General features: G+C 39.3%; 22 protein-coding genes. 6 read left to right on the top strand and 16 right to left on the bottom strand.

Annotation, left to right across the window (positions count from 1 at the left end; genetic code table 11):
• The first annotated feature begins 191 nt into the window (after positions 1 to 191).
• The gene (locus tag MHI51_RS01195) at positions 192 to 413 is read left to right on the top strand and encodes a helix-turn-helix transcriptional regulator (RefSeq protein WP_076219837.1); all 222 of its coding nucleotides are present in this window, start codon (positions 192 to 194) and stop codon (positions 411 to 413) included.
• 143 nt (positions 414 to 556) lie between these two features.
• On the opposite strand, the gene MHI51_RS01190 is transcribed toward MHI51_RS01195, so the two are convergent.
• On the bottom strand, positions 557 to 2,692 hold the full coding sequence (locus MHI51_RS01190; RefSeq protein WP_405173493.1) for a pectate lyase: 2,136 nt from the start codon (positions 2,690 to 2,692) through the stop codon (positions 557 to 559).
• A 344-nt stretch (positions 2,693 to 3,036) separates the two neighbouring features.
• Between MHI51_RS01190 and MHI51_RS01185 the strand changes: the two genes are divergently transcribed.
• Positions 3,037 to 3,213: a hypothetical protein gene (locus tag MHI51_RS01185; protein ID WP_175617392.1), complete on the top strand. Its 177-nt coding sequence runs from the start codon at positions 3,037 to 3,039 to the stop codon at positions 3,211 to 3,213.
• A 100-nt stretch (positions 3,214 to 3,313) separates the two neighbouring features.
• Here MHI51_RS01185 and MHI51_RS01180 read toward each other — a convergent pair whose 3' ends face one another.
• From MHI51_RS01180 to MHI51_RS01170, 3 genes are all read right to left on the bottom strand, one after another.
• The gene (locus MHI51_RS01180; protein ID WP_081387383.1) at positions 3,314 to 5,134 is read right to left on the bottom strand and encodes a cyclic nucleotide-binding domain-containing protein; all 1,821 of its coding nucleotides are present in this window, start codon (positions 5,132 to 5,134) and stop codon (positions 3,314 to 3,316) included.
• Positions 5,135 to 5,146: 12 nt separating this feature from the next.
• On the bottom strand, positions 5,147 to 5,770 hold the full coding sequence (locus MHI51_RS01175; RefSeq protein ID WP_076219839.1) for a hypothetical protein: 624 nt from the start codon (positions 5,768 to 5,770) through the stop codon (positions 5,147 to 5,149).
• A gap of 147 nt (positions 5,771 to 5,917) precedes the next feature.
• Complete coding sequence (locus MHI51_RS01170; protein WP_076275899.1) at positions 5,918 to 6,601, bottom strand: Crp/Fnr family transcriptional regulator; 684 nt, start codon at positions 6,599 to 6,601, stop codon at positions 5,918 to 5,920.
• 261 nt (positions 6,602 to 6,862) lie between these two features.
• On the opposite strand from MHI51_RS01170, the gene MHI51_RS01165 reads away from it, so the two are divergent.
• A complete protein-coding gene (locus MHI51_RS01165) occupies positions 6,863 to 7,333 on the top strand; it encodes a DinB family protein (protein ID WP_179087563.1) in 471 nt (156 codons plus the stop codon).
• A gap of 51 nt (positions 7,334 to 7,384) precedes the next feature.
• Positions 7,385 to 7,768, top strand: a complete 384-nt coding sequence (locus MHI51_RS01160) for a YdeI/OmpD-associated family protein (protein ID WP_076275898.1) — start codon at positions 7,385 to 7,387, stop codon at positions 7,766 to 7,768.
• Positions 7,769 to 7,930: 162 nt separating this feature from the next.
• On the opposite strand, the gene MHI51_RS01155 is transcribed toward MHI51_RS01160, so the two are convergent.
• From MHI51_RS01155 to MHI51_RS01140, 4 genes are all read right to left on the bottom strand, one after another.
• Positions 7,931 to 9,247, bottom strand: coding sequence for an NAD(P)/FAD-dependent oxidoreductase (locus MHI51_RS01155; protein ID WP_076220239.1), 1,317 nt, complete (start codon positions 9,245 to 9,247; stop codon positions 7,931 to 7,933).
• Between the two features lie 31 nt (positions 9,248 to 9,278).
• Complete coding sequence (locus MHI51_RS01150) at positions 9,279 to 10,586, bottom strand: aminoacetone oxidase family FAD-binding enzyme (protein ID WP_405173492.1); 1,308 nt, start codon at positions 10,584 to 10,586, stop codon at positions 9,279 to 9,281.
• 663 nt (positions 10,587 to 11,249) lie between these two features.
• Positions 11,250 to 11,615, bottom strand: a complete 366-nt coding sequence (locus MHI51_RS01145) for a hypothetical protein (protein WP_076126891.1) — start codon at positions 11,613 to 11,615, stop codon at positions 11,250 to 11,252.
• A 399-nt stretch (positions 11,616 to 12,014) separates the two neighbouring features.
• Positions 12,015 to 12,380 (bottom strand): hypothetical protein, encoded by a 366-nt coding sequence (locus MHI51_RS01140; protein WP_076220550.1) that lies wholly within the window; start codon positions 12,378 to 12,380, stop codon positions 12,015 to 12,017.
• 431 nt (positions 12,381 to 12,811) lie between these two features.
• On the opposite strand from MHI51_RS01140, the gene MHI51_RS01135 reads away from it, so the two are divergent.
• The gene (locus MHI51_RS01135; protein WP_076220755.1) at positions 12,812 to 13,015 is read left to right on the top strand and encodes a hypothetical protein; all 204 of its coding nucleotides are present in this window, start codon (positions 12,812 to 12,814) and stop codon (positions 13,013 to 13,015) included.
• 294 nt (positions 13,016 to 13,309) lie between these two features.
• Here the strand turns inward: MHI51_RS01135 and MHI51_RS01130 are convergent, their stop codons facing one another.
• From MHI51_RS01130 to MHI51_RS01105, 6 genes are all read right to left on the bottom strand, one after another.
• Positions 13,310 to 13,723, bottom strand: a complete 414-nt coding sequence (locus MHI51_RS01130) for a hypothetical protein (RefSeq protein ID WP_405173491.1) — start codon at positions 13,721 to 13,723, stop codon at positions 13,310 to 13,312.
• Positions 13,724 to 13,791: 68 nt separating this feature from the next.
• The gene (locus MHI51_RS01125; RefSeq protein WP_076275893.1) at positions 13,792 to 14,670 is read right to left on the bottom strand and encodes a hypothetical protein; all 879 of its coding nucleotides are present in this window, start codon (positions 14,668 to 14,670) and stop codon (positions 13,792 to 13,794) included.
• 38 nt (positions 14,671 to 14,708) lie between these two features.
• Entirely contained in the window at positions 14,709 to 14,984 is a 276-nt protein-coding gene (locus MHI51_RS01120; protein WP_342410322.1) for a recombinase family protein, read from the bottom strand.
• Entirely contained in the window at positions 14,985 to 15,197 is a 213-nt protein-coding gene (locus tag MHI51_RS01115; protein ID WP_076275892.1) for a hypothetical protein, read from the bottom strand. It abuts the gene before it with no gap.
• Between the two features lie 14 nt (positions 15,198 to 15,211).
• Complete coding sequence (locus tag MHI51_RS01110; RefSeq protein WP_254847761.1) at positions 15,212 to 15,436, bottom strand: recombinase family protein; 225 nt, start codon at positions 15,434 to 15,436, stop codon at positions 15,212 to 15,214.
• 1,194 nt (positions 15,437 to 16,630) lie between these two features.
• A complete protein-coding gene (locus MHI51_RS01105) occupies positions 16,631 to 17,350 on the bottom strand; it encodes a hypothetical protein (RefSeq protein ID WP_144024837.1) in 720 nt (239 codons plus the stop codon).
• Positions 17,351 to 17,680: 330 nt separating this feature from the next.
• Between MHI51_RS01105 and MHI51_RS01100 the strand changes: the two genes are divergently transcribed.
• Positions 17,681 to 18,040 carry a hypothetical protein gene (locus MHI51_RS01100; RefSeq protein WP_144024838.1) on the top strand — a complete coding sequence of 120 codons (360 nt, stop codon included), beginning with the start codon at positions 17,681 to 17,683 and terminating at the stop codon, positions 18,038 to 18,040.
• A 309-nt stretch (positions 18,041 to 18,349) separates the two neighbouring features.
• Here MHI51_RS01100 and MHI51_RS01095 read toward each other — a convergent pair whose 3' ends face one another.
• Both MHI51_RS01095 and MHI51_RS01090 read right to left on the bottom strand, forming a co-directional pair.
• Positions 18,350 to 18,703 carry a hypothetical protein gene (locus tag MHI51_RS01095; RefSeq protein ID WP_076220693.1) on the bottom strand — a complete coding sequence of 118 codons (354 nt, stop codon included), beginning with the start codon at positions 18,701 to 18,703 and terminating at the stop codon, positions 18,350 to 18,352.
• A gap of 494 nt (positions 18,704 to 19,197) precedes the next feature.
• Positions 19,198 to 20,235 (bottom strand): reverse transcriptase family protein, encoded by a 1,038-nt coding sequence (locus MHI51_RS01090; protein WP_405173490.1) that lies wholly within the window; start codon positions 20,233 to 20,235, stop codon positions 19,198 to 19,200.
• Positions 20,236 to 20,368 lie beyond the last annotated feature (133 nt).

The following is a 20,368-nucleotide window of genomic DNA, read 5'->3' as shown; positions in this document are numbered from 1 at the left end:
AGTATAAGCTGGTCAACTATCCTGAAGTGTTGAAACGTGCTTATATAGTAAAGTAAAAGACACGGTTAAGATGTCTTTTACTTTACTTACAGCAGCTTTCTTAAAAACTGAGAGGTTTATTCTCATGAAAAGAAAATCCGTCTTATGCATATAGTCAAGATGAAAACTCAGAGTTAGTGAGGGGATTAGAAGTGGGAAAGAGAGTTATAGTAAAAATATCAGAATTGACCAAAAAACATAAGATTTCCCTACGACAATTGTCCAGAATATCCGATGTCCGACATGCCGCATTAAGTGAGTTAGCTAATGGAAAAAGGGAGAATATTAACTTTAGTCATATAGGCAAAATTGCAGAAGCTTTAAATATTGAGGATATTCGTGAGATTATTGATTTGGTTGATGATAAAGATTAATCAAATCAACACAAAATTAATAGTTTTTGAATCGACAATAACTCAAGTAATAAGATCATAAGAAAAAGCAAAGAAAAGCGACCCCTACAGGTCGCTTTTCTGCGTTTCTGATACTCCATATTAAAGTAGAGGCAGCCATTCCCCTATTCCAGCTTCATATAGTATAGATTCGCCGTACTATCTTTTGTAATGGTATGTGCACCTGCGGCTAGAGAGACAGTGGCAATGCCATTGGTTATAGGATAACTTGTTCCATCCACTTTGATTTTCGATCCCTCTGTGTTGAACACTAGGGTTAGCGTTGAAGCTTTAGCAGCAGTGAATTGAATGCTGGTAACACTCTCGATTTTTAGACATTGGGTTAGGGTTAAACCCTGATAGGCCACAGTTCCCTTACTTGTTGAGAGATTGCCTTGAATATTGAAGAAGCTGCTTGTTGTTCCATCCGTAGTAAAGTTGTGAACGGTTGCTCCCGCTGTCGGCACTGGCGTTGTCGTCGGTGCTGGAGTCGCTGTTGGAGCTGGGGTCGCTGTTGGCACAGGAGTTACTGTTGGCGTAGGTGTTACTGATGGAGTCGGAGTCGGGTTCGTTGGGTTTGAATTCCCCCCTACAGAGACAAGTCCCGTTGTGTAGCTTCTGATTGCAGACATCAGCGCTGTATTCAACGCATACGAAACGTCATCCACTGAATCATTAAATTCCCATGTGAAGTCTCCGCCATTCAGACGTCCGGCTTTTGCCATAACAATCTGTTCAACATTGCTTACGTTATCAATATTAGATACGTTCACTCCTGTATTTACGCTCGTGTCGAAGTTGTTATAGGCTGTTCCCCCTTTTAATGCTTTGTATGAGCTTGGGACGGTTTCATTTCTTGACGAAGCTAAGTAAGCATCAAATGAGGTAACATTAGCAGGAGCTGTCCCTGTGTTTGAATTCGCATAGATGAGACTTGAAGCCTCTACAATAAGATTGTTATAGGCTTTAATCACACCTCCATTTTCGCCTGAGAATGTGCCCTCCCCTAAAGCATCTGTACCTTGTAAAGAGATCATCATTGGAAACTTAGCATGTCTAAAATAATTAGATTCTACAAAAGCTGAAGCACCTGTAGTAACACCCACACCGTATTTGGAGATACCATCGAAAAAGTTGTTATAGATATGGACGGATGCCACTCTAATCCGCGGATGACGGGAGTCCGAATGGTCAAACCAGTTGTGGTGGAAGGTAACAAAAAATTCAGCCGGCTCACTCAAACCAACTAGCGAAGATTTTCCGGAATCCCAGTAATGGTTGTAAGAGATTGTAATATAGTTGGATCCATTTTTAAGGTCTGTGGAACCGTCGCCCTTGGCTTGGTCTGCATCGCCTCCAGCAGCTCCATAAAAAATATCATTATTATGCACCCAGACATTCATATTGCCAGAATCCATTGAAATGCCATCGTCGGGGAATAACATTACACCCAGGTTTCTTACTTCCACATTACCTACATATCTTAGAAGCATTCCCCAACCGTATGCGTAAGCATCATTTCCGATACCTTCAATAGTAATATTCATTTCCGAATAATTGTTTTTACCTTTGACTTCAAGATACCCACTGCTGTTAAGCTGTCCACTCAGATCAGCAGCTGTAACTTTTCCGATAATTCGAATCGCAAGTGGAGTGGTATCATAGCCTTTTTGTCTCAGTGCCAAAATACCGCCCAGGCCAACCCCTATTTGTACAGCGCCGGAGCTGTTGATTTTCACACCAAGGGTTATGGTTTGCGCAGTCTGAGATGTTATATAAAGCACTTGAGCACCATTCTTGAGGGTTCCATTCTCATTATAAGCCCCTGATCCTGTACCATATTGCGAACTAGTCGAAAAAGCAAATCCTGAGCGGTCATATGACGTTACGGATAGTGGATTTGAAACCGCACTTACCGTCCCACCCCCTGACAAAGTAGCTTCAACTTTCATCACATAATTTCCGGCTGCAAGCCCTACAGCATCTGCTCTCCAGTAGGAAGGATATTTGCGGATTAACTCATTATTAATTTGTTGATACCCAGAATCCGCTGCACTTGCCAATTTAACATAAACGTTATACCCTGTCGCATTGCTTACAGGTGACCATTCCACGTATGCCGTTTCATTCCAGCCTCCACTGCCTGTTACCGCAAGACCAGCAGCATGCACCACCGTATTTGTCCATCCACCTACTATTAAAGAAAGAGCAAGAGAAAACAACACAACAATACTGGTTACCTTTGCAACTCTTTTTTTCATTTTATTTCCTCCCTATTTTAATTTGTTGCAGATATCCTTGTAACCGCTTGCAAAAGAATGAAGTTTCTCTTTTCACCTCCTAAATATTTAGAAAGAGATCCTGCATCTAACCCCTGTATCCCTTCGAAAATAATACAAATTCTGGAACCATAACACGTTCAACATATCAAAACTAAAAAAGGTTCCGAAACAATCATTTACTCATATCTCCCCTATCTAACCGTGTTCTGAGCTAATGATTATAGGACAGCGAATGGATTGTGATCATACAACACGAATAGCCACACAGTAGCCAGCACATAATAAAATTCACAACCATTAGGTAATCAAGGAGGAATTTTCAATTGAGCGCAAGTAAACCAGACAAGAATCTGATCAACACTGTAAAAGATTTGGAAGCCACGCCCGTAAACAGCCTGGAAGCCCAACAGCAGCAACAAGCCCGTAATGATCGCCGCAAGCAATCCCAGCATGACAGCGACGGCAAATTCACGGAAAATGAAACCGGGAACTTTCATTAAAGTCAGGGATAATGTTGGCATCTTTTTTTCGAGCTGCAATAACGTAAAAAGACACCCTTCAAGGTGTCTTTTCTTTTACTACCTATGGAGCCGTATCAAATCATTTAATCCTTAGTGCCTGGCTACAACGTGTGCAATAACGTGTACCCGGCGGAGACATTGACCCGCAGCCTTCACAATAAAGCTCCTGCGTCATAGGCTTCACTTGTTCGTCATGTCGGATCGCCTCATTCATTGTTGGATTTAACATATTCAAGGCATGGAATTCCTCTCTTCTTCCCCTACGAATGAGTAAGAACAATAAAAAGAGACCCATAATCCCGACTACGGCCATAACACCGGCCTTCATCAGCCCCGGTTCAAAGTGATAATTCCATAATGCATGCATCACAACTACTACTAAAAACATTTCAATTGCGCGTCGCCATCTTGTCCATGGCTTGACGTCCCCCAAGCTCGAATTCTTATGCATGCTACTTGCATACCATATCCCCACAGTGGCAATCGCAGTCCATGTTCCATGACCGAAGGGCGATAATAATGCTCTCATCCATAGGACGGTAAGCATCCCTATTGACGATGCCTCGTCTAGATGAACCCATCCATAAATAACACTTTCCACTGCCGCGAATCCCATGCCTGCTGCCGCACCAAACACCACTGCATCCATTAGAAATTGGATTTTCCGCGTTCGAACGAGCATCACACAAATTAATAATTTCGCTGTTTCTTCTATTAGGGCTACAGACAAAGGTACGTAAAGCTGTGAAAAATCAGAAGAATTTGCTTTTACTTCAAAAAGCCATATCCGCTCTAAATACCAAGCCAGAGGGATAGCCACAACCGCGGTAGATACAAAAACTAAAACAAGTCTCCGCTGACGGAAGCCTATTAACTGCTGACTTCTCACAAAAGCTACGAAGGCTGCGGGACCCACCACTCCTCCAACAATCAAGGTGGCGATCTTCCACCATTGGCTATGAAGGAATAGTGCCAAGAAGGAGACTACAAGAAATCCACCTACCAGCCATAACAGCTGGTCAATCCACTTGTCTTTGGTTTTAGGTAGAGATTCCTTATCCTCGGCAATAGACTCCTCGCCGATGGCAATTGTAACTTTCTCCAGCAGATGGGGTGTTCGTATGTTTAGAACCTTAATGAGTTGTTGACGAACCGGAGCGTAATAGTCGAGTATAGTTAAGAACTCTAACTTGCCCATGATAAGTAATTCACTATCTTCTACCGCGATCAACGTGTGTGAGGCAGCCGTGTCTGTTAGTAACTCTGTCTCTCCATAAAAATCTCCTTCTCGAAGAACAGTCTTACGCCGCTTTTGGCCACGAAGCTCGATACTCCCGCTGTTAATCATGAAAAAATGATCAATTACCGCACCTTCCACGATAATCTCTTCACCCTTCGTGACTTTCTTGAACATTGTAATCTCTGCAAGACCCCGAAGCTCAGCATCAGGTATGACCGACCAGATTGTAGCTTTACGAAGCATACTATGGATCATTCGGATCCGTATGTTCACAAGCACACTCTCGTAAAATAATGGACTTAGGTTCGCCAAATATTCGAAGGATGGACGGTCTAGACGCAACGCCTTTACTGGCCCGATTGCCGTAACACTAGCTGATCTTTGTTCGTTCCGAATAAGACCCATCTCTCCCACTAACTCTCCCGGTCCAAGTTCAGCTAAGAGCAGTGTTTTCCCAACTAAGTTAACTGAGGTTACTTGCACCTTCCCTTGCCATAAAATGAAACAGTCCTTAGAGGTGGACGCTTCCATAAGAAGTCGTTGTCCATCCTCTAAAGACACAAGTGTTATAGCGTTAATTACATTTTGTAGCTCATCATCAGGAATACCTCGTAAAAACGGATGATCTCGTAGAAAATCAACTGCAGCTTTGGATATCATAGTTTTAACTCATCACCGCATATTCCCTATAATACTACTTCTGGAATCTTGCATTTTTTTAATAAAATTCGTCATTACATCGAAGGCTTCGTTACGTTTATTCGTTAAACTTTGCAGGCGCAGCATGTCCATTTGCTGGCTATTACTTGCACTATCAATCTGTGACTTGATTTGCCCTAACAGCTTCTCAAGTTCCCCTTTGGTTTGCGGTATAGCCATGCCCATAGCAGTAAACATAGCACCCTTGTCATCTACCAGCTCCACAGCAGAGCCGGCCTCAGCACCAGAAGGAAGCTTCCCTAGCTCTTCATTAATAACTCCCAACAATTGATTCAGTTTTGCGATTGTTTCATTCTGGGCTTGTACAGCTGTGATTTGATCTTTTAACTGACTCTCTAACATATTAGTACGATTCTCCTGCACAGCCATCATTGCGGTTTCAAGATCCATGCCCTGAATGTTAACCTGTGTCATCCCCTCCAAATTAACGCTACCTACCGAGTTTTGCGTGGCATTTCCATTCAGGGCATCCTTAACAGAGTTATAAACCGAATTGTTATATAACAAGGCCCCTCCTACAATGATCCCCAGTAAAAAAGTACCTGACATAGATAAAACCAATTTTTTTACACTCATTTCATTTCCCCTTTTCATTTATGGATGATCATTGTGTCATCACGATTAATAAAGCAAAATGTACGCGTTCTTTGTTAATATTGTTATATCATTTAGGGTGATTTATGGTCTGTAACCCCAATTACAAATTCAAACATTTGAACTCACTCAGATTACGTCAAGTATATTTCTAAGTCTATCTATGTTACACACAAGTATTTTCCTCTGATCAATACGTATCAACTGCTCATCCTGTAATCCAAGCAATGATTTTGTCACGGTCTCACGCGCCGTTCCTGTCATATCCGCCAGGTGTTGATGCGTTAATTTCAAATCGATTAGAACACCTTCATCAGAGGGCACTCCGTGCTGTTCTGTTAGACGCAACAACACGCGAGCAATACGCGTACGCACGTCGATAACGGTTAAGTCTGTTATTAATTTATTGGCATCCCGCAGACGATCTAATGCTGTTTCCAAAATGCCGATTAGTATTTCCGGATTACTTTTTAGTAAAGGAATGAAATCACGTTTTTTCAAAATACATAAGGTAGACTTCTCAATGGTCCTTGCAGAAGCAGAGCGCGCTCTTTCGTTTTGCAACAAAGCCATCTCTCCAAAGAAATCACCTTCTCTAAAAATAGAAAGAATTACATCCCTAGAGTGGTTATCTTGATAGATTTGAACAACTCCAGAGAGAACCAGATAAAGCTCCTCTCCCTCTTCACCCTCAAAAAAAATGGACTCTCCTTTTATATAAGTACGCTCGTTACATACCTTAGCAATTTCAGCTAAATATTCATCATCAAGATGTTCAAAGAACGGAAAATCCCGTAACAGTTGTGGGTTCATCTTCTAGAGGTTCCTCCAGTATAAGTAATAAATTTTTTAGGATTGAATCGCGAAACCTATCCTATATTGTAATGCTTTTAATTTAAGATAAATAGTGACAGCAGTCATTAAATTATGATGTGACATTTTTACATTTTATGGGTTTGTGATTGAGTATATTTCACAAATTTTCCAAATGCATCATCGTAAAATGGAAGGTTTTGGTTGTTTAGGACAAGAATAAAGTTAAGATTCTAAATTCCGAGAAGTGAGTTGATGAACATGAGTGATAAGATGGTGACTGTTTTTAGAAGACAGTTTGATCCAACCGTAGAAATGTTGAAGAATCTTATCGAAGTATGTCCTGATCATTTTTGGAAGGATGCCAAGCATAAATACTGGAAGCATATATTCCATGCTACAACCAGCATGAAATTTTGGTTTAGGCAGCAGAAGGATGAAGAATTCACGATACCTGACTTCGGTAAAGATATAACAGAAGACTTAGATAAGGAGTGCTCTGACTACCCTACTAAGGAGGAAATGACGGAGTACGTAGAGGAGATAATGAGTGTGGCTCGTAATTTTTTTACTGAACTTACCGACGGCAGATTATTGGAACCATGTGTACTATACGAAGAAATAACTAAAACTGATGTTATCCTCATGCAGATAAGGCATGTTCAACATCATATAGGTTATTGCAACAGCATATTGAATTCGAATCACCTACAAACAGCAAAGTGGCTATGATAAAATTAGTGACCGAAATCAGCTTCTTTACCACGAGGAGTGTTATTTAATATGGTTTATGAATTTGATAGTGAGATATTCAATACTAATGGTAAAGTACCTATTCAAATCTCTGTTGACGGGTACGAATTTGACCATACTTTATTGCCGTCAAAGAATGGGCATTATTTTGTTTATAACGAATTTATTCGAAGAGCAGTACAAAAAGAGCTCGGTGATACATTACATATAATACTTAAGAAATGCGAGGAAAATCGTAAACTGATTGTTCCAGATTACATTACTACAAACCTTGAAGAGTACCACATGCTGAATACATTTCTAAACCAGCCTGATTACATTAAACGAGAGCAGATTAATTATATTGAGCTTGCTAAAAAGGAAGACACAAAAAATAGACGAATACTAACTCTAATTGATAAACTTAAGGATTAATAAAGGGACGACAATAAAGTTGAGGTAAAATAAAGACATCAGAGTTAAGCAACGAATAAAATGAGCACCAAACTTTAAAAAATCACAAAAAAGCGATGAGAAACAATTCTCATCGCTTTCACATTACTAAAACCAGACTTGTTACAGCAACCCTCTGTCCCCTTACGTGGTGCTGGCACGTCGCTTAGCAAGCGCCATAGCAGCGGCGTAGCCGGAGCTCCAAGCCCATTGCAGGTTATAGCCGCCGCAATCTCCATCCACATCCATCACTTCACCTGCCAAATACAGCCCAGGGACTAACTTAGATTCTAACGTTCCTTCGATTAGCTCCGTCGTATCGATGCCACCGGCTGTTGTTTGTGCATTCGTGAAGCTATTGGTATCGGTCACTTTAAATTCCCAACGTTTCAAGATTCGATAAAATATTTTCTTGGTTTTCCATGATAAATCCATACAAAGCAAGTGCGGCTGTTGATCAATTCCAGCCTCCTTCAGCAGAACTGGAATCAGTTTCTTGCTGACGATGCCCACAAAAGAATCGGCAACCGTCCGGTGTCCGAAGATCCCCCAGTGGATCTCCAGAAAATCAATTAACTCTTCCTCCGTGCGCTCCGGCATTAAATCAACCGACAATGTCACCGATTCTCCTATTCCGAGATTATACGCAGCCTTTCTGCTGAGCTGAAGTATGGGCGGGCCCGAGATACCATAGTCCGTAAAAAGAATCTCACCAGACTCAGTGCGGATGACTTCATTGTTTACGATAACATGGGCCTCTCCCTCAAATTTGATGCCCGATAGTTCCTTCAAATACGGATAATCCAGCTTCAATTGTACAATGCCTGGCACCGGGTTGATCAGGGTGTGCCCCAGGCGTTGGACAAGCGTATAACCGGAGCCGTCCGTTCCCGTTTTGGGAGCGGTAAGGCCGCCTGCACATAGAAAAAGATAGTCGCTGGTATACACAACCTGTTCCTCTGTCTCCGTCTGGCAGGTTATCGCGAACCGCGGATGTCCTGCCGAAACGGTAACATCCAACACTTTATGTTTATAATATACGGGAACATTCCGATCCTCCAGCGCCAGCTTAAATACACCCGGCACCGAAGCCGCCTGCAGCGACATCGGATACATCCGGCCATTCTCCAAGCTTACAAAAGGAAGCCCGAGTGAGGAGAAAAATTCGATCGTTTGGCGGACACCGAATTGCCGCAATACATGTATTGGGAATCCTTCCTGATTACTGTGATACTTGCGTGATAAAGCGGCCGCTTCATCCGTACCGGTGGCGGTGGATTGGTTCGTAATGTTGCAACGCCCGTTACCCGTCGTTATTATTTTCTTCCCAAGCCGGTCATTGCTTTCAATAATTGCTGTATCAATACCTTGATCCCTCGCTGTAACTGCAGCCATTAGACCTGCAGCACCCCCACCGATAATGAACAGCTCGTGGTGCTTAGAAGTCTGATCCTTATACATGTTAATTGATGCATCCCTTTTCCTAATAAATTTATTGAATTGACTTAGCTAGCGCCATGGCGGCCACATATCCGGAACTCCAGGCCCATTGCAGGTTATAGCCGCCGAAATCTCCGTCGACATCCATCACTTCGCCAGCCAAATACAGCCCAGGCACCAGCTTGGATTCCAGCGTTCCTTCGATGAGTTCCGACGTATCAATGCCGCCGGCTGTCACTTGCGCATTCGTAAAGCCATTGGTATCCGTCACTTTGAATTCCCAACGCTTCAAGATTCGATAAAATTCCCCCTTGGTTTTCATCGATAGATCCTGGCAAAGCAGCTCTGGCTGTTGATCTAAGCCAGTCTCTTTTAGTAGGACAGAAACAAGCTTCTTATTGAAGATGCCAACAAGGCAATCCGCCACAGTCCGGTGTCCAAAGGTCTCCCAGAGCCTTTCTAAAAACTCAACTAACTCTTCCTCCGTGCGGCCCGGCATCAGATCAACCGACAATGTTACCTGTTCTCCTCTTGCAAGATGATACGCAGCCTTCCTGCTTAGCTGAAGAATCGGCGGGCCGGTAATACCATAATCCGTGAAGGCAATTTCACCCTGTTCACTGCAGATGACTTTACTGTTCACAATGATATGGGCTTGTCCCTGAGATTTGATAGTGGACAGTGCCCTCATATTCGGATATTGCAGCTTCAATTGCACAATGGCCGGCAAAGGCTCAATCAGGGTGTGCCCCAGACGTTCGGCAAGTGTATACCCAGGAGGTTCTTTTCCCGCATTTGGACCGGCAAGGCCACCCGCAGATAGAAGTAGATAGTCGCTAGTATAAACAACCTCCTCCTCTGTCTCCGTTTGGCATTTTATCTTGAAGCGCGGATGATTCTTCGAAACAGTAACATCCAACACTTTGTTATTGAGGTATACCGGAACATTCCGATCCTCCAGCGCAAGCTGGAAAATATCCAGCACCGCTGCTGCCTGCAGCGACATTGGATACATCAAGCCCTCCTTCAATCTTGTAAGTGGAAGCCCGAGAAAGGAGAAAAAATCTATAGTCTGACGGATGCCAAATTGCTGCAATACCGCAAGTGGAAATCCGGCCTGATTACTGTGATACTTGTGCGATAAAGCAATTGCTTCATCCGTACCCGTCGCAGTGGATTCATTCGTAATGTTACAGCGGCCATCACCTGTCATTAATATCTTCTTTCCAATCCGGTCGTTACCCTCCAGAATGGCCGTATCGATACCCATATCCCGCGCAGTAACAGCGGCCATTAATCCAGCAGCACCTGCGCCGATAATAAACAGCTTGTGGTGCATAGAAGTCTGATTCTCATACATGGTTGGTCAATGCATCCTTTATCCAATTTTTCTAAAACACAGAGTCACTTTATTAAATTATAGCATAAGTATACTGGTTTTCATTTATATCTCCCTATTAACTCTTCCTATCCTAGGTTTGTCTTTTTTATCCCTATATAGAACCTTAAATTTATCTTTACACCTTCTTCACTGCAATCTTTAATTCCACATACGAAAGATACTGGATCTAGCAAGATACTCATTTTTTTGAACCGCCACGCATAGTCCAGATCATATTCTGAAAATATGAAAAAAGACACCTTTCATGGTGTCTTCAATAGTACTCCATATGGAGCCGGGGGAGGCGAACCCCTGTCCGAAGATAACGGCACATAAGCTTCTACAAGTGTAATTACAGTTTTGATGACCCCTAGAAGCATTCTAACCAATATTTGATGAGTCATTCTGATTAAGGAGACTGATCATAGGAATAACTCCTTAGTATAGTGATGCAATTATATAAGTTAATCGTGAATATATCGGTTTTTCACAGTGCTTCTTCGATACGCAGAAAGTACCTTTGGCGCTACAGATGATGGCTGGATCCAAGCAACAATTATGATCACCGACCTCAACGTTGAATGAAGAACGATGAACCTTCTGTATACTACCAGAAGGTTTACTAAAGTTTTTTAAAAATTGCTAATTCCCTGCGGAATCAAGATACGCTTCAGCTTCTTCTATTGATTCGTACAAGTTTGCAATATCTTTAAACATACGATTCATTTGCGTTTTGTAGAACGCCGTAGGCGCAACATACACCCATTTGTGTTTTGTGGACATTCCAGCTTTGACAGCATCTTCACCAGTTGGAGCAAGAATTGCCATCACCTCTTGCTTAAATACCAGACCACCAGTGATTACAGTCATACCTGTAAACCCTCGCTTAGTTTTCTTCAGTATCTTCGGAAATTGTTCTGCGTACGCAAAGGCATCCTCAACTTCCATACCGTCCGATGTTACAATAATTCTGTTTTTATTTTTAACATAATCAATAGTAAAACTCATAATAGTAATTCCTCCGAATGTTTTTGCTTTTGAATGCTTATGCCATAATCTTATATCAGTTCGAGCTCTTATAGATGTAGTTTCGGAAAATGTGTCACGAATTATTAACTTCAAAGTGAATGATCTAATTTTAGGTGTAGACAACATGTCTACAAAAATAAATACATTTAGTTCCCCATAATTCCTTGCCTGCATTCGTCTACAATTCAATCACTAAACAGCAAAAAAACCGCTATTTCAGCGGGTTTTCTTATGGGGCTGAGGGGAGTCGAACCCTGACCGAAGATAACGGTACATAAGCTTCTATGAGTGTAATTACAGTTTTGATGTCACAAAATTCATGACTCCCGCCAGAAGATTGTTTTACGGTGTAGTTGTAATTCTAAACTCAAAACTGTGCTATAGCGAAAAATCGGTATCACCCTTTTTATAGGGAAATTTAAGCCTATATGTTTCTTCTTCTTTTCCATAGGGCATTGTAGCAATTTTTATACGAGTATAATCAAGCCTGCTATCTTTTAAAACTCTCTTTATCAAGGCTATACTCCGTTCTTCTTCCGTAATGATACAAAATATATTAAGAGCATACTTTTTCGGGTCGGAAGTGCATTTACCCATATCAAAGCCATCAACACAACCTAAGTTAGTATCTACTAGAGATGTGTCCAGGTATTCTATTACTTTATCTCTTAACCAGTTATCACGTTGGCTTCCTTTTTCACTTTTCAGAGGATACTGTACTACTAACCAAAATCTTTCACTCATTCATAATCACCAGCCAATAAAGAGATTATTATAATAATTATAACAAAGAAACTTTGCAAAAGGGTACAGTTAACAATAGTATGGGAACCATCCTCATGCGGACGGTATTCGTGATGGTAGAGAAATCTTTTGCAGTTTAAAAATATGCATACCAAACATTCCGAGACCTCATAGTAGACATGATAAACCACAAGTACACATTTGAGGAATTGGCTGAAATCATTAAAAAGCAATCTGGAACCTTTCGTAAAACGAACAAACCAACTTTGAACAGAGGGTCCCTGACTAACCATTTTCTTGAGAAAACTTTTACTCACTGGTTTAAAATCGCAGAGCCTTCCAAAGCACAGATTCTGATAAACAGGGAGATTGTGCAACTGAATTTTTATGTGGTAGAATCTGCTAACGTTAGCGGTTAAGGAGGAGATAAAATGGATACGGAAGTTTTGTTTGAGCTAGGAGAAATAGTAGTAACACCAAAAGCCCTACAGATGATCCGTCACGCAGGTTCTATTTTCCCACTAAATTGTCACGCATATGGTAAACGGGGAGTCATCAGCGAGGCTGACTGGAAACTCAACGATTGGGCAATTAGCCATGGGGAACGACTAGTCAGTTCTTACTCTGAAATTTGACAAAAAAAGATATGTTTGTTGTAACCGAAAGGGATGGGAGTATCACAACGGTGCTACTGTGTGAGAAATACCGAGAACAGCAAACAACCATGAACTTGAGAACGAGAACATACCAAAAAATAAAAAAATGTAAAACATCGAAACCATTGTGAAGGACAACGTTATAGAAGACCTAAAATCCAGAACAAATGCTCTATAAGAGACCTTCAAGCAAGAACAAGAAGTTCTCTTCTCATGCTTATTTTTTCAGATGATCTTAGATGATTTACTTAGTTGTAAAGGTGGACCACAAAATTATTTAATTTCTTCTATTTCTTCTATTTTTAATTCCTCTCGATTTAGAATAATTTCCTTAATTTTTTTTTCTTTGACTAAAAAAACTTTCTCAAAAGTATGATCAGATGCTATAGGATTTACTTTTATACTTAATTTCTGATCTTGGTAATCTATGTTTACCATCGATACTGTATATTTTTCATTATTCTCTTCATTTTTATAATTTAAATATACGTATATGTTATTTTCATTTTTGATTCTGCCTAGGTAGATACCGTTATTTTTATCTTTACTATCTATCCATTTACTCACTACACCTTCAGTTTCATTCGTATCTAGATACTGTATATTTATTGTGCTACGATTCATGCACCCAGTGACTATTGCCATTAAAGAAACCAAAAGGAGTAATAGAAACTTTCTTTTCATCATTTAACCTCTTTTATATACGGTGTATTTTTATAGACAAACTTAATCGCCTCGCTTATGAATTATTTTAGTTACAGAGCGGAGTAAACATAATTTTCAGCTTCTTTACTTACTTGGTATGAAAATGTTACTGCTAATCCGCCTGGGTAAGTCACTGTCGGCGAACCTACAGACAAAAAAGTATGTCCATATGCTGGTTGGATTGCGACTTCAGTTACTTTGCTATTTTTAGTTAATCTATAATTGAAATTACCTGATTTTGCATAGGCTTCAGTACCATTGATTGCATAACCAAGACCAAACTTAATAGATGCACCTGTATTTATGTTTGGTACTACTGTTGGATTAGCTGTTTTAATAAACGCCCCTGTTGTTAGATCAACGTAAGAAATAGTAGCATTGCTATTTGAATTATCTAAATACATTCCTTCTGACCAAGGTACTGCCACAATGTCAGTAAGAAGGAAGTTCGGCGCACTAGACCAATTGTAGTAAGTTGAGAAAGTAATAGAACTGAATGTACTTGAACTCGAAGAACCGTTTCTATAAGTAGATAATGATAACGTAGCAGATGCACGAGCTAACTGTTCTTCTGTGCCACTATAATTTTGGATAGTGGTTATTTGTTTTTCATCGTATCCTGCATTCTCTAGCAAGGACTCATCTAGTTTTTGTAACTTATTCACTTTCACTTGCATACTCGCTTCGTAATCGAAATTCTTAATATACTCAATATCTTCTTCAGTATAACCCATTGCTTTTAAATCCTCAAAAGATGTACTCTGAATTTTTTTGAAAGAGTCATACTCATTAGAAACTGTTTGACTTACTAGAATCCCTTTACCTCCCTCTGCAGGATCAACAGGATTTGCTGATGCAGTGTTAAAAAGAGCACCGAAAGAAAGTACGCAAACCAATAAATATTTTGGAATAATTTCCAGTCTATACATGAGGACTTTTTACCCATCACTTTGAAGTTACAGAACATCTAGAGACATTGATTCGTATAACAGTGGGAGCACTGTTCAAATAGTTCCTTCGTAATCAACGCTGGATGAGCATTCTTGGTGATGATTTTGCTTCCGATATACGATTCATTAAAAATAATTGCGCAGATGGTACTGACTGACCATGTTCCAACTTTTTCCGTAGACACTTGCTGTTGATTCAATTCAGATACGATTTTATGGTAGCCTTTGTTTTCAAAAGCATACTGATTAAATACCCACCCGATAATATCTATCTCTTCACGCGGCCCCGGCACTCACACCGACTTCGTATTCTGATGTCCCAAAGCAATGTGTTCCGTCCGATATCCGTATGGCGGCGTTCCACCATTGTCGTAACCCAGTTTGACCTTTTGAGTCATTCCTTTCCACACCTCTACAGCAAGATTGGCATTGAAGAAATCAGAAATAATTTCAAGCATTCCCTCCAGCAGCATATTTTGCAGCGTCTCCCCTTCCATCTTCTCCATAATTAAAATGACCTTCACCCCAAATTGATTAAGCAGCACCTTGCAAAAAGGTGATTGGAGCGTTTGGCTAAAGCGATCATCTTTTGAAATTCCGGACGATCATCCGTTTTGACAGATTTCCCTTTTTCAATAAACTCACCGACGATACTCCACCCCTTCTCCAAACAATATTGTTGGGGCTTAATGAGCAGGAATAGACAACTCTTTCTCTGCTTGACGCTCAGATGACACACGGACATAATATGTTCATAATTACACTTTCCTTTCGTATATGATTTTTGGGCATAAAAAAGCAGGCACACCCATGAGGGCATACCTGCTGATAAATGAGGCCAATATTACCTGGACTGTCTGCGACTCAATAAGAAGCCTGATCGGTATTCCACAGTTCCATGTCAATAATCGCAGGTTGAGCATCTTCGGTCACGATTAAATCATTTCAGCACGATAACGTAAAAAAGACACCCCTAAAGGTGTCTTTTACTTTACTCCATATGGAGCCGAGGGGAGTCGAACCCCTGTTTAGTACATTTTAGCTTGTGTTAAGGTAAATTATTAAATGCTGAAAAGCCTTGCTATATAAGGGTTTTTAGAATTAAAAGTGTTAACCTGTATTGAACTGTATTAGCAGAAATTAGCCCTGTTTTATCCGTTTGGCTACACTTTGACTACAAAAAATCGAGGGGATTCTGGAGTAGAATACGGTAAAATTTATTTTACGTTAATAGACATCTATGAAATCAAGTCACTTCCATCTATGATGGAATGAATTATAGAAATCGGTAGCTAGGGAGAATACCACCGATGCTTTATTAAACTGCTCTCGATTCAATATCGTTTTCTTGTGAATGCTCGCTTATTCACAGGAATCCCCCATTTCTAGAACCACAGAAAAATCAGAAAAGGGGTCCCGCAGGTTCTGGACAGTTGGCGATTATCAATGGATAGTGTATACGAGATCATTTATTTTTTAACAAGAGGAGCATTCAGCCAAAGCGCTAGTGGCATTCCAGAAGATTGGTTGTCAGGACAGTTCCTTTGAGTGGATTCAGGAGTTTATGACGACGGCGCTAGCCTTCACCCAGAGAAGAAAGAACACTTTATCCAAGAGAATACGATGTTCTTGACTAAGGAAGAAGCCAAGCAGCATGTCAAATCACTACCACTACACTGATGAAGTACACTCGTATGTTATGACAGCCTCGAGAGCGCTGAAAGTGAAAAGGCTCTCGAAGATACTGAGTGGATTTGGGTTTGTCGCTTTGCCATAGGCCATCATCCCTGAACTGTGTCGGCTCCCTAAAGGAGAGGATCAGTACTATGAATGTGAAAAAATCTGTTGAATTAGATTTGAAGAATTTATGCGTCGTGTAAGAGATGCCTTCGGAATATCGAAAGATATACATCCAGATTCAACAAGTAACTCTTCCGAGTTAACTTGCATTTTCAGACGGAGTTCTGAATGATTCTGATGTTAATACGATTTTCAAAATTCTAGTTAGGTGATCATATTGTAGAGCTTCTGACCAGAGGAAAAATTTTAGAATATCATTAGTCCCGATCACTAAAAAAGTAATAATCAACCCGATAAATGTGATTCCTATAGCATTGGAAAGATCTTTACCTAATTGTATTCCTACAAATTCTGACCAGAGAGGAAAAAATACCACGGCACCAACAGACACAGGAAACCATTTCTTGGTTTTAATATTTTCACTTCTTGTACCGAGATAGTCTATTATTGTTTGAACATATTCAGGACTTATATGTTTATTTTTTAGCTCTTTTTCAAATTCATCAGTCCTATAAGCAAGTAAGATATCTTCTTCAAAAGAAGATAAATTGTTCTTTATTAAGGTCTGATAATCAGTCAAAGTATTGAAAAGATACCTTCTTGATGATTTTAGAACGTTAATAAATAATAGAGATGCAGTGCTCATCAAAATAAAACTAATTAGAAATAAAGAAGCAGAATTGTTTAAATTTGAACTAACGAATATAGTGAAGCCTATCAACATTATGATCAAAGCTATAACCGCTTTGAGTCTGATTTTACGATCTCCCATTAATTTGTAATTCGAAAGATTCTCCTTATAAAACAACTGTAAGTCTCTAATTGTTTGGAGAATAGTCAACCCTGTTTTTTGTTCCAAATCGTACCACTCCCTGTATTTTTTAATCAGAAATACGTTAAGTAGTGATGTTAGTTTCATATATCCGTAGTAATTTAACATTATAAATGCTCTACATTAATATCAAATACGCATGACAAGTGCAGAGAGAAGTTGCGCCCAATGATTGAGTTATTACCTGCACCGGAGAACGACTACAACCCCAAAGATGATCTCGTGGAAATATCCCATTGAGAATGCAGATACTGAAGACATACGAAAAAAATTTGGTTGCTGAACATCTATCGTACGATCAAAGGTTTAGTAGACAGCTATAAATTTGTTCTGAAGGGAAGACAGAAAACGGCCTAATTGAATACGACATGCCTGGGTAGAAGAAGCCATCAAACGCCAGATCCAGTGTCCAATCTGCCGACCAACGTGCTTATTACCAAAGAGACATGTCATGCCAATCACTTGCTCTATAAACGGATCATACAAGAAGTAACACATGTAGCTAATAATATTGTAGGTCCGCATGAGCATATGATTGTTCAACTGTTATTTGTCGGAGATAAAAAATACCGGTACAAAGATGCCGTTGAGTACATGCGGAGGGGATACATGTCCGTGGTTTATGGTTCGAAGCTACCACTTTTTCCGATAAACGTCGAAAGGTTATTGCATCACTGGCGAACACACTGCTGTTTAATGGCATTATGGACTATATAACAATCGACTACGGACGAGGTCGAAACAAAGAAGGCGAAATAGGATTAAGACAACTCAACCACCGCGAAGGGTAGATGATTCCATCGCTATCGCACCGTTCCATCATCTACCTTTGCTCTCCTGGGCAAATCCACGAAACAAACCTTGTATGCCGGACTCAATGAAGCGAAGGGTTCTTTTAGTAGTGTTTTCTTTCGTGCAGCCTTCCGCATTTCGTTTCTCAAAGAAGCCACTCTTCATACCGTAGCTATTCAATGCAAATTACATTTGTAATTTTAACAATGAAGGAGTAGAGTGTTAATTTACTGATTAATTCCAATGGTTTTTCCAACTTAACACACCCTGCCACCTTCTTGCTTGCTTAACTTTTTGAACTCTTTCATGTCGCCGTTGCATTTTTTTGTAATAATCTTCTCGCTCTGCTTGACTCATAGCCTTTATTTTATTAAATGCTTTACTAGTTTCTTTAGCGGAACTTTCACTATCAAGTTCATTGCGCACTTGATAAGCCCCCCATGATTCACCTTCATCCCAAGCTGTTTGGAGTTCAAATGCTACTTTATCAGCAAGTTCTTCTGTAGGTAATTCCATTAATTGAAATTCAAACACTCCATCAGCTAGAAGAACAATAAATTTTCCCTCTCTAATTACTGATTTATACAATAGTTCCGATCTCCTTTACACGCATTTACGCAAGTTTTAGATAACTGAACTTTAATACTCTCTATCCAAAATAAGTGACTCAGTATTCTTTTATCTTAATATACGCTTCAATTTGTGGCTCTCTAAGTTTTTTGTTCTCAATAATATTCGGCACGGTTTCCATAAAATACATCAATATACACACTTTATTGGTATATTTTGTATATTATGGATTCGACACTAATTTCTTGTCTCCCCCTTTATGCTTAAGAATATTATCGTTATCGTTAATTTATGAAGTTCTAAATATGATAACGCATGACTGTTTAGTCCTAGCAACAAGAGTTAGGCGCTCAAAAAATTTCGTCGTATCATTATTTATGATAAAATCATGGAAACATCTTTTTACATCTACATGCAAAAATAAAAGAGAACACTCATTTTGAATGCTCTCTACATAAAAATATTATAATAAAAGAAAGTTCGAATCAAATATATATAAATTATCTATTACATTAAACTATTGCATCTGCTGTGATAACTAGAATTTGCTCGATTATGTTAATTTTAGATAATAGTTTTGAATTTTCTTTGGATAATTTCTCAGGTAACACTCCTATACTATCAAAAGGAAGAATTCCAAGAAGAAATGATCTGTAACCTGCTAGATAATTATGAAGCCATACGTAATCAATTTTTGTTTGATTAGTATTTTGAAAATGCCTATGAATTTCTTTGGTAAATTCGGTAAGGTTTTTCTTCCTAGCTCTTTGATAACAATAGATAATTGATGATAAATATTGCGTTTTCTTTCTTGACAATCGGAGCTCATTCCCAATCACAAAACCATTTAATGAAATTTCCTTTTTAGTCTTTATCAATTTTTGTGAGTTCAAAGTTAATCCAGCAGATCTAAGTATTTTGCTTATTCCATTAGCAAATATCTCTTTATGAATGAATAAATCATTCGATGAAAACAGAAGATCATCCACATAGCGAGAATATGTAATATTAAATTTCTTACAATATCTATTTATTCTAATATCTAAGGATCGAAAGTAGATATTCGACAATACCGGTGAAGTAACCGCTCCTTGTGGAATTTCCCCAGCTAATGATACAGTTTTCATTATAAAATCTATTAATTTAACGCTCTCACTGATATTTATATCAGCAATATAATGCTCTAATACTTTTTTTAATTTTGACAATTTAATATTGCTAAAAAAATTTTTAATATCAAACTTAATAAAGTAATTTTTACCTCTATGAACATTTAAATAATCAACATATGATTTTTGTTTAACATAGCCATATGCGGAATTAGATAATGGTATGAAATCAAAAAAGTTGTTTTTTAACTGTTTTTGAAATTTATATAATAAATGATCATTTAGAATACAATTCAAAATCCTTTTTTTCCCTTTTTTCTTATCAATTTCTTTGCTGTAGTATGCATTGGAAATTTCCGCATCCGTTAACGAAGTGAGAAAATCCAACAGGCTTCCTCTGAGAATCTTTCTTTCAAAACTTTCTATACTTTCAATCCTCATAGTGCTCTCCTTAAATGCTGTTTAGGGGAAAGTACATCCCAGAACCTCGACTTTTATTCCGGCCGATAATACGAGTGCGATGAATATTCGCGCGATCTTTAGCAAGCTTAATACCATGGATTTTTCTTTCTAC

Origin of the sequence: Paenibacillus sp. FSL H8-0260 (genome assembly GCF_045040625.1) — a bacterium.
Taxonomy (GTDB): Bacteria; Bacillota; Bacilli; order Paenibacillales; family Paenibacillaceae; genus Paenibacillus_AQ; species Paenibacillus_AQ odorifer.
The sequence above is the reverse complement of the archived record's forward strand: the minus strand, read 5'-3'. Positions and strand labels throughout refer to the sequence as shown.